Genomic DNA, 6,706 nt, shown 5'->3' on the forward strand with positions numbered 1-6,706 from the left:
GACCGAGTGTCAATTATCGAGCGAGCGATTGGTTTGATCGTCTTTGTAATTTGACGGCAGGTCATGCCGTTGTCGCCGTGTGGTGGGTTCCAGCACGTATCCTCGACCTCGAACAGTTCGGATCGCCAATCCGACCTCCGGCACGCGCCTGCGCAGACGCATGATCAGGAGGTCGAGAGAGTTGCGGCTGGGGCGTGAAACGCGTTCCGCGACCCGATCTTCCAGATCCTTCCGGCTGACTACTTCGGTGAAGTGGTCGACAAAAAGATGCAAGAGCGCCGCTTGAGCGTCCGACACCGTAATCACGGACGAGTTGTAGTAAAGAGATCTTCCGTCGTCGACAGTGGGGGAGCGATAGCGCAGCGCGCGTTCGCGGAGGGAGTTTTTCCGCGCGTCGATGTCTACCCTGGACACGGGGGCGCGGACCCAGTCTTCGATGGGGTCGATGCAGAGGGGAGGAGGTGCGCCACGCTCGACCACAAGCAAGCGAGCGACGCCTTCTTCTCGGCATTTTTCGCGCAAGTATGCATCGTTTGGCCAACGCACGAATCTAATCTCAACGTGAACGCCCGACATTGCAGCCGTGCCTCTCAGGGGTGTGCAAGTTGAATCGACGAAGGTCGGACCGGCTCGACATTCGGATCACTTAACTCTATCCGGTTGCAAGCATATTGTCCTGTCGGCGGGACATTCTGTCGATTGCATGGCTGAATTCGGCGATGTGGAGGCCCGTATGGGGATGTCAAGCGCGACGTCACTCTCTGGTGAGGTCAGCGGCTTCTTCGCGGTCCTACCAGTTGGCGCAGGACGGACTTCAACTGGCTGCCGTCAATCGCCGATGTTGCCGCTCGTCGGCGGCTGATCGATCGCACCACATTCGCGCCATATGAACACTGCCTGCGCTGACAACGCTTCTGGCCGAGCGTGAGTGGAAGGATGATGATCGCGTGCTTTCGACCGGTGAGATCGACCTCATCAGGAAGGGATGCGGCGAACTCGACGAAGCTGGGCTTACTGCGTTCTCGTCGGCTGCGGTGCGCCGCGTTCTCCCCGTGTATCAGGTATACAGTGAGTCGAACAAGACTATCCGAGGATATGGCCCGACGTACGATGCTCTGGTTGCCACAACTCGATTATTCCGAGGAGAATTAGATCTGAACTTCGCGAAGGTTAGGACGATCGTCGAAACGGCTCTGAAATACCTTGAGGCCGACTTCGCCACTATTTATGGTCGGGTGATCTTTGATCTTCCGGAAACTGTAGCGGTGGAGGTCGTCAATGCTGCGATCGCAGTGCTGAACGGATGGAAGAACTCGTCTGTCGACGAACGCTTCCGTGCCGTGATATGCGCCTTGGAGGTCGACATGGTGTGGGTCGAGGAAACTGCGGGCGAGGTGACTGCGTGGGAACGGTTGACAACGCAATTCCAGCAGCAGGTCCGCGATCTCGAAGAGTTGCGTTCGGTGGACTTGGTGACCGCTGTGCACACTTATAAAACCGTCACGTATCGATCTGAGCGTGAAGGAATGCCTTACTTGAACGGTATGGAAGAGCTCATGAAGCGATCGGGTTGAGCTGAATGGAACAATGACTCGTAAGTGCCTGTTTCCGAGCTACTGAGGTCGTGCCGGTCGTCAGACGGTGATGCGGATCAACGATCGCACGATGGCTTCGTGGTGGTGGTGTAGTCGTTCGTAGTCGCGGGCGCAGCGGCGGTGGTGGGTGATCCATGCCAGGGTCCGTTCCACCACCCACCGCCATGGGAGCACGGTGAAGTGCGGCAGGTCGGGGCGTTTCACTATCTCGACGGTCAGTACGAGGGTCGTACGTACCCAGGCGAGCAGGGTGCCTGTGTAGCCGCCGTCGGCGCAGACCAGCCCGACTCGCCGCCCGGCGGCGGATCGCAGGCGCCGCAGCAGAGATCGGGCGGCGATCCTGTCCGATGCGGATGCCGGGGTCATCAGTACCGCGACCAGCAGTCCGAGGGTGTCCACGGCGATGTGGCGCTTGCGTCCCTGCACTTTCTTGCCCGCGTCGTAGCCGCGGGTCGAGGTGGCCACGGTGGGCGCCGCGCGCACCGACTGGGAGTCGATGATCGCCGCCGACGGCGCGGCAGTTCGGCCGGATGCCAGCCGGGCACGGTCACGCAGCGCGTCCAGCAGTCGCTGGGTGGCCCCGGCACGTTCCCAAACCGTGAAGCGCTTGTAGACCGTGGGCCAGGGCGGGAAGTCCGCGGGCAGGGCCCGCCACTTGATGCCGTTGTCGACCACGTAGAGGATCGCGTCCACGATCACCCGGCGGCAGTGCTTCTCCCACCGCCCGCTCCGATCGGCCAGACACGCCGGATCGGGCAGCAGCGCATCGAGCTCGGCCCACTGGGCATCGGTGGGATAGCGGCTCGTCCGTCGGACAGGTTGGTGGGAGCCGGCCAACCGGCAACACGCGGGACCCGCGGCAGGTCCTCGCCGCGGCGGCCGGTGAGGATGGCGGCGAATTCGCGCGCCCGACTGGCGAGAGTGGTCATCTCGGGGCAGGCGGAGAGCAGGTCGTCGAGGTGGCGGCGGGTGTGGTCGGGAAGGTCCGCGGGACGGCTCATCAGCCAGGAGACCAGGCGGCGTGGCGAGGGGACGATGCGCTCGGGATCGGCCCGGCCCTGGTTGATGTAGCGCACGAGCAGGTTCGCGCTGCCGGTGTAGCCGTGCTCGCGGATCTCGGCCAGGATCCGGGTGACCGGGACCTTCTCCGCCAGCCGCTGCCGGACCAGGTCGCGGTGCGAGTCAACCAGACAGGCGCCGTAGCGCGGCGGACGCAACAACTCCTCCACGCGCTTCGCGCGGGCGTAGCGCTTGACCGTGTTCAGCGCCCAGCCCAGCCGCCGTGCGCACTCCAGCAGCCCGGCCCCCTCGGCGAGCAGGTCGTGCACGGCGGCGAACCGCTCCCGCGTGCGCGCGGCCAGCGCCGAGCCCGCTGGGCTGGACGTGGTGTTCCAGCACGCGGAGTGGGAGATGACGGTCTTCTCCACCGCAGCGGCCAGGTTGTGCCACAGATGCCACCGGTCACTGGCCTGCACCGCGTGCGGGGCGGCCTGGCGGATCGCCTCGGCATAGGCGGCCGAGCCGTCCCGGCAGACCACCTCCACCCCGGGATGCTCACGCAGCCAGGCCGCGAGAGTGGCAGCCTTGCGGTCCGGCAGCACGTCGACGCGGCGATGGGTGACCGCGTCGATCAGCACCGTCGCGTACTTACGGCCACGCGCGATCGCGAAGTCGTCAACACCGAGCACTGCCACCGTCCCGGCCTCGGGATCGGGCAGCGCGTGCACCAGTCCCAGCAGCATCTTGAGTCTGAACGCGTAGCACACTGGGTACGACGATCTGTTCGCCCTGCTCACGGGCCGGTTCGTGTAAGTCCACACCAGCAGCAGGCGAAGATGAGCCTGACCAGCTGCCTTAGGCCGATGCAAGAACAACTTGAACCCTCGCCGAGCAGGCAGACTGTGCCACCTTTGACGGCCTGCAACGCCTGCCCGACGATGCGATGTGAAACCGAACAAGATTCGACGCAGGCGAGCGCCACCGCCTGCTGATCCGCCCCTCGCTGCCCTCATCCAACGTGGGTGCGCGAACTGGCGTACTTCCTCTATCGCACACCAGGTCGCTCCCGCTGGACGTACTGGTCGACTATCCGAAAGCCAGCGGAAGGTCGGAAAGCGAGCAGGTCGCAGCACTGAACCTGGCCGACGGGTCAAACGAACGAGCTTACCGCCCACCTCCAGCCAGTCAAGAATGAGAGAATCATGCAACAGGCAACAATAATCTTCGCAGTCGTTCCTCCTGTCGGACGATTGACAGGAGGAACGACCGCCTGGCTGCGTAGCAATGCGAGTCATACCGCCCGTTCGGGCGATTGGGTGAGGGCGAGGGACCGTGCAAACTCCTCAATATCAGCGGCGAGGAGGTTCTCGTGGGCCCAGATGGCCTCGTAGGAGATCTCGATCGGGACTCCGTGCTGCACCAGGGGACGACAGCTCGCGTGCCGCCGGGAGACTCTGGAGAGGGGTAGGAGGGCGGCTCCGATTCCGAGTTCGGCCTATTCGTCGAGTACGCGATAGTTGGCCGCCTCACCTGGGTAGGTGCGCAGTGCAATGTGGTTGTCGTAGAAGAGCCGCGTGGTGAACCTTGTCAGTCCACAGGTATCGGAGACAAGGATGTAGTCGATTTTGGCGGCGGCTAATTTCAACGGCTGGTCGGCGCCGATAGGAGCTGCTGGATCGACGACGACCATAGGCTCGCGGAGAATCGTGAGGTGGTGATAGGTGAGCATGGCCTCGATCGCGGGCATCAACAGGAGATCCTGCTGGCCAGCCTTCAGCGCCATGCGGAGCGCGCCCAGATCAGACTCCCGCAGCACCAGGTTGCGCGCACGGGACAGATCACGCGCGGCAGAGATCGCGCGAGCCACCAGGTCAGAGCCGATCAAGGGTGAAATACCCAGGCGAATGTCGCGGTGGCTGGGCAGGTCAGCCTCCTCGCCTCGGACGCGACGGCGTCCAGGGTTGCTAAGGCCCGATCGATCATGGGCAGAATGCGGGCCCTGTGAACGGTCGGCTCAACAGCTCTGGGTGAGCGGTCGAAGAGCTTGATGCTGAGCATATGCTCCAATCTAGCCACACCATTCAACAACGCAGGCTGGGTAACGCCATAGTCTCGGACGGCAGCGCTGAAAGATTTCCTTTGAAACACAGCCTGTACGCAACGCAGGATTTCGGTGTTCATGCGAACCTTGTCTTGGTCATAACTATGAGCTATGGCAGCAATTCGAATTTGACTTCTATCATGCGCGAGCGATTTCACCTTATAGTGGCTTCACCGGTGAAGTGGACATTACTTAGGGAGTGGTCTCATGCCCCAGGGCACCCCTCAATCCCCTCAGGCCGCGCAAGTGACCGAGCCTGGCGGGCCAGTACTCGTGTCACCTGTGGAGATCCGCACGCCTGGGCCAGGCGAGGTGCGTCTGGACGTGCTCGCGTCAGGGATCTGCGGCGCTGACGCCGGCACGGCAGCTGCCCCCGCGCCCGCTGGCGGTTTTCCCATCACGCCCGGCCACGAGATAGCTGGCGTGATATCTGAGCTTGGAAAAGGTGTACGTGGCTGGGAGATCGGCGAGCACGCAGCCGTAGGCTGGTTCGGCGGTAGCTGTGGTACCTGCATGGCATGCCGCTCCGGCGACGTCGTTCACTGCCCACGACGCCAAACCCCCGGCCTGTCCTACCCAGGCGGTTGGGCGTCTACTATCACCGTCCCCGTCAACGCCCTCGTCCGCATCCCGGACGGGCTTTCCATGGCGGAAGCCGCGCCATTCGGCTGCGCTGGCGTGACCACCTTCAACGCGTTGCGACACAGCGGAGCAGAACCAGGCGATCGGGTTGCAGTGTTGGGCATTGGTGGCCTCGGACACTTGGCGGTCCAGTTCGCCGCAGCTATGGGCTTCGAAACCATCGCTATCTCCCGGGGCGGGGACAAACGGCAAATCGCGAAGGACCTAGGTGCCCACCACTACGTCGACACATCCCAGGTGAATGCCGGACAAGCGCTGCTCGAGCTCGGCGGCTGTAGGCTGATCTTGTTCACTGCGTCGAGCAGCAAGGCTCTCGCTGGACTCGTCGACGGCTTGGTACCCCATGGCAGTCTCACTGTCGTCGGCTTCGACGGCACTCCGCTGGAACTGCCGCTGGACAAATTGGTCATGCACGCCCGGAGCGTCTCTGGTCACGTCACCGGTAGCCCAGTCGACATCGAGCAGGCTATGCGGTTCGCCCTGACGAGCGGCGTCCGGCCGCATGTCCAAACTGTCCCACTGGAGCAAGTGGCTGAGGCACTCGAGACGCAGCAAACCGGGAAAGGTCGCTTCCGCATGATCCTCACTCCGGCTCACTGAACGGCAGCGGGGCGCCGGAGGAGAGGTCTCGGTGCCCCGCCGCACCCCTAGCCGATCAAGCCCACTATCGGAGGATATCTATTTCCTCCGATCGCAGTGAGGTTCCCCAAGGATCCGGCGAATCGTGTCCGCCGTTGGACATAGGACGAGCACGGCGCTCTGGTTGATCATAAAAGTATCTAGTGTCTCGCGTCGGAAGTTAGCGATCGAAGCCGTTCGTCTCTGCACGGCGTGTCCAGCCGCGACGCGCCGTGCTGAAGTGCACGCGGGGCGCTTTCGTACTATCAGACCGCGCGAAGGTGCCGCGCGTACCAAAAGAAGTGTGGCTGGACTTTTACTACGGATATCCGGCGCAGGACACTAGCTTGACTCTGTCGGTGATCTTGTTCGCGTCGAGGTCAGCTGCAGACGGCCCGTCAGGACTTCAGCCGAGGGATCTCCTACTAGTCCAGAAAATCCTAGTGCTGCATCTCAGAACGTCGACCCGGTAATCGGCCCTGTGGGTTGACGGTCCAGGCTGGTCCTCCCATGTCGAGCGGGAGGTGGTCATGGGTCGTCGTCCGGAGGTGTTCGTCCGGCCGTTGTCGATGGAAGAGGGCCGGAAGCTGGCCCGGATCGGGCGGACTGCCAAGGATCCGGTGCGGTTGCGTCGGGCGATCGTGGTGTTGATGTCCGCCCAGGGACAGGCGGTGCCTGACATCACGTCGTTGATGCAGGTCAGCGCTGATTACGTGCGTGATGTGATCCACGCGTTCAACGAGCGGGGGTT

The 6,706-nt window shown here is 63.0% G+C and carries 8 protein-coding genes; 3 read left to right on the forward strand and 5 right to left on the reverse strand.

Annotated elements, in window-relative coordinates; all coding sequences use genetic code 11:
* Positions 1 to 9: 9 nt before the first annotated feature.
* The gene (locus BLQ91_RS35260) at positions 10 to 522 is read right to left on the reverse strand and encodes a winged helix-turn-helix domain-containing protein (protein WP_245734123.1); all 513 of its coding nucleotides are present in this window, start codon (positions 520 to 522) and stop codon (positions 10 to 12) included.
* A 425-nt stretch (positions 523 to 947) separates the two neighbouring features.
* On the opposite strand from BLQ91_RS35260, the gene BLQ91_RS35265 reads away from it, so the two are divergent.
* Positions 948 to 1,574 carry a hypothetical protein gene (locus tag BLQ91_RS35265; protein WP_090104171.1) on the forward strand — a complete coding sequence of 209 codons (627 nt, stop codon included), beginning with the start codon at positions 948 to 950 and terminating at the stop codon, positions 1,572 to 1,574.
* A 60-nt stretch (positions 1,575 to 1,634) separates the two neighbouring features.
* Here the strand turns inward: BLQ91_RS35265 and BLQ91_RS35270 are convergent, their stop codons facing one another.
* The 4 genes from BLQ91_RS35270 to BLQ91_RS43915 all read right to left on the reverse strand — a co-directional run bounded on the left by BLQ91_RS35270 (position 1,635) and on the right by BLQ91_RS43915 (position 4,775).
* Entirely contained in the window at positions 1,635 to 2,357 is a 723-nt protein-coding gene (locus BLQ91_RS35270; protein ID WP_245734128.1) for an IS5 family transposase, read from the reverse strand.
* Positions 2,291 to 3,337: a transposase gene (locus tag BLQ91_RS42285; protein WP_218130523.1), complete on the reverse strand. Its 1,047-nt coding sequence runs from the start codon at positions 3,335 to 3,337 to the stop codon at positions 2,291 to 2,293. Before BLQ91_RS42285 ends, BLQ91_RS35270 begins: the two co-directional genes overlap by 67 nt.
* Positions 3,338 to 4,089: 752 nt before the next feature.
* Positions 4,090 to 4,518, reverse strand: coding sequence for a LysR substrate-binding domain-containing protein (locus BLQ91_RS42290; RefSeq protein ID WP_342670687.1), 429 nt, complete (start codon positions 4,516 to 4,518; stop codon positions 4,090 to 4,092).
* Positions 4,476 to 4,775, reverse strand: a complete 300-nt coding sequence (locus BLQ91_RS43915; RefSeq protein WP_218130525.1) for a LysR family transcriptional regulator — start codon at positions 4,773 to 4,775, stop codon at positions 4,476 to 4,478. The genes BLQ91_RS42290 and BLQ91_RS43915 overlap by 43 nt, the downstream gene beginning before the upstream one ends.
* Positions 4,776 to 4,977: 202 nt before the next feature.
* Here BLQ91_RS43915 and BLQ91_RS35285 point away from each other — a divergent pair, with 202 nt between their 5' ends.
* Positions 4,978 to 5,937, forward strand: coding sequence for an alcohol dehydrogenase catalytic domain-containing protein (locus BLQ91_RS35285; protein ID WP_218130526.1), 960 nt, complete (start codon positions 4,978 to 4,980; stop codon positions 5,935 to 5,937).
* Between the two features lie 548 nt (positions 5,938 to 6,485).
* The coding region (locus tag BLQ91_RS35290; protein WP_143022987.1) for a helix-turn-helix domain-containing protein at positions 6,486 to 6,706 on the forward strand (221 nt) is incomplete at its 3' end.

The organism is Lentzea jiangxiensis (genome assembly GCF_900104175.1).
In the GTDB taxonomy this organism is placed as follows: Bacteria; Actinomycetota; Actinomycetes; order Mycobacteriales; family Pseudonocardiaceae; genus Lentzea; species Lentzea jiangxiensis.

Excerpts from the sequence above, each read along its gene's own strand:
- BLQ91_RS42285 (WP_218130523.1), bottom strand. The coding sequence starts at position 3,337 with ATGCTGCTGGGACTGGTGCACGCGCTGCCCGATCCCGAGGCCGGGACG.
- BLQ91_RS43915 (WP_218130525.1), bottom strand. The coding sequence starts at position 4,775 with ATGAACACCGAAATCCTGCGTTGCGTACAGGCTGTGTTTCAAAGGAAA.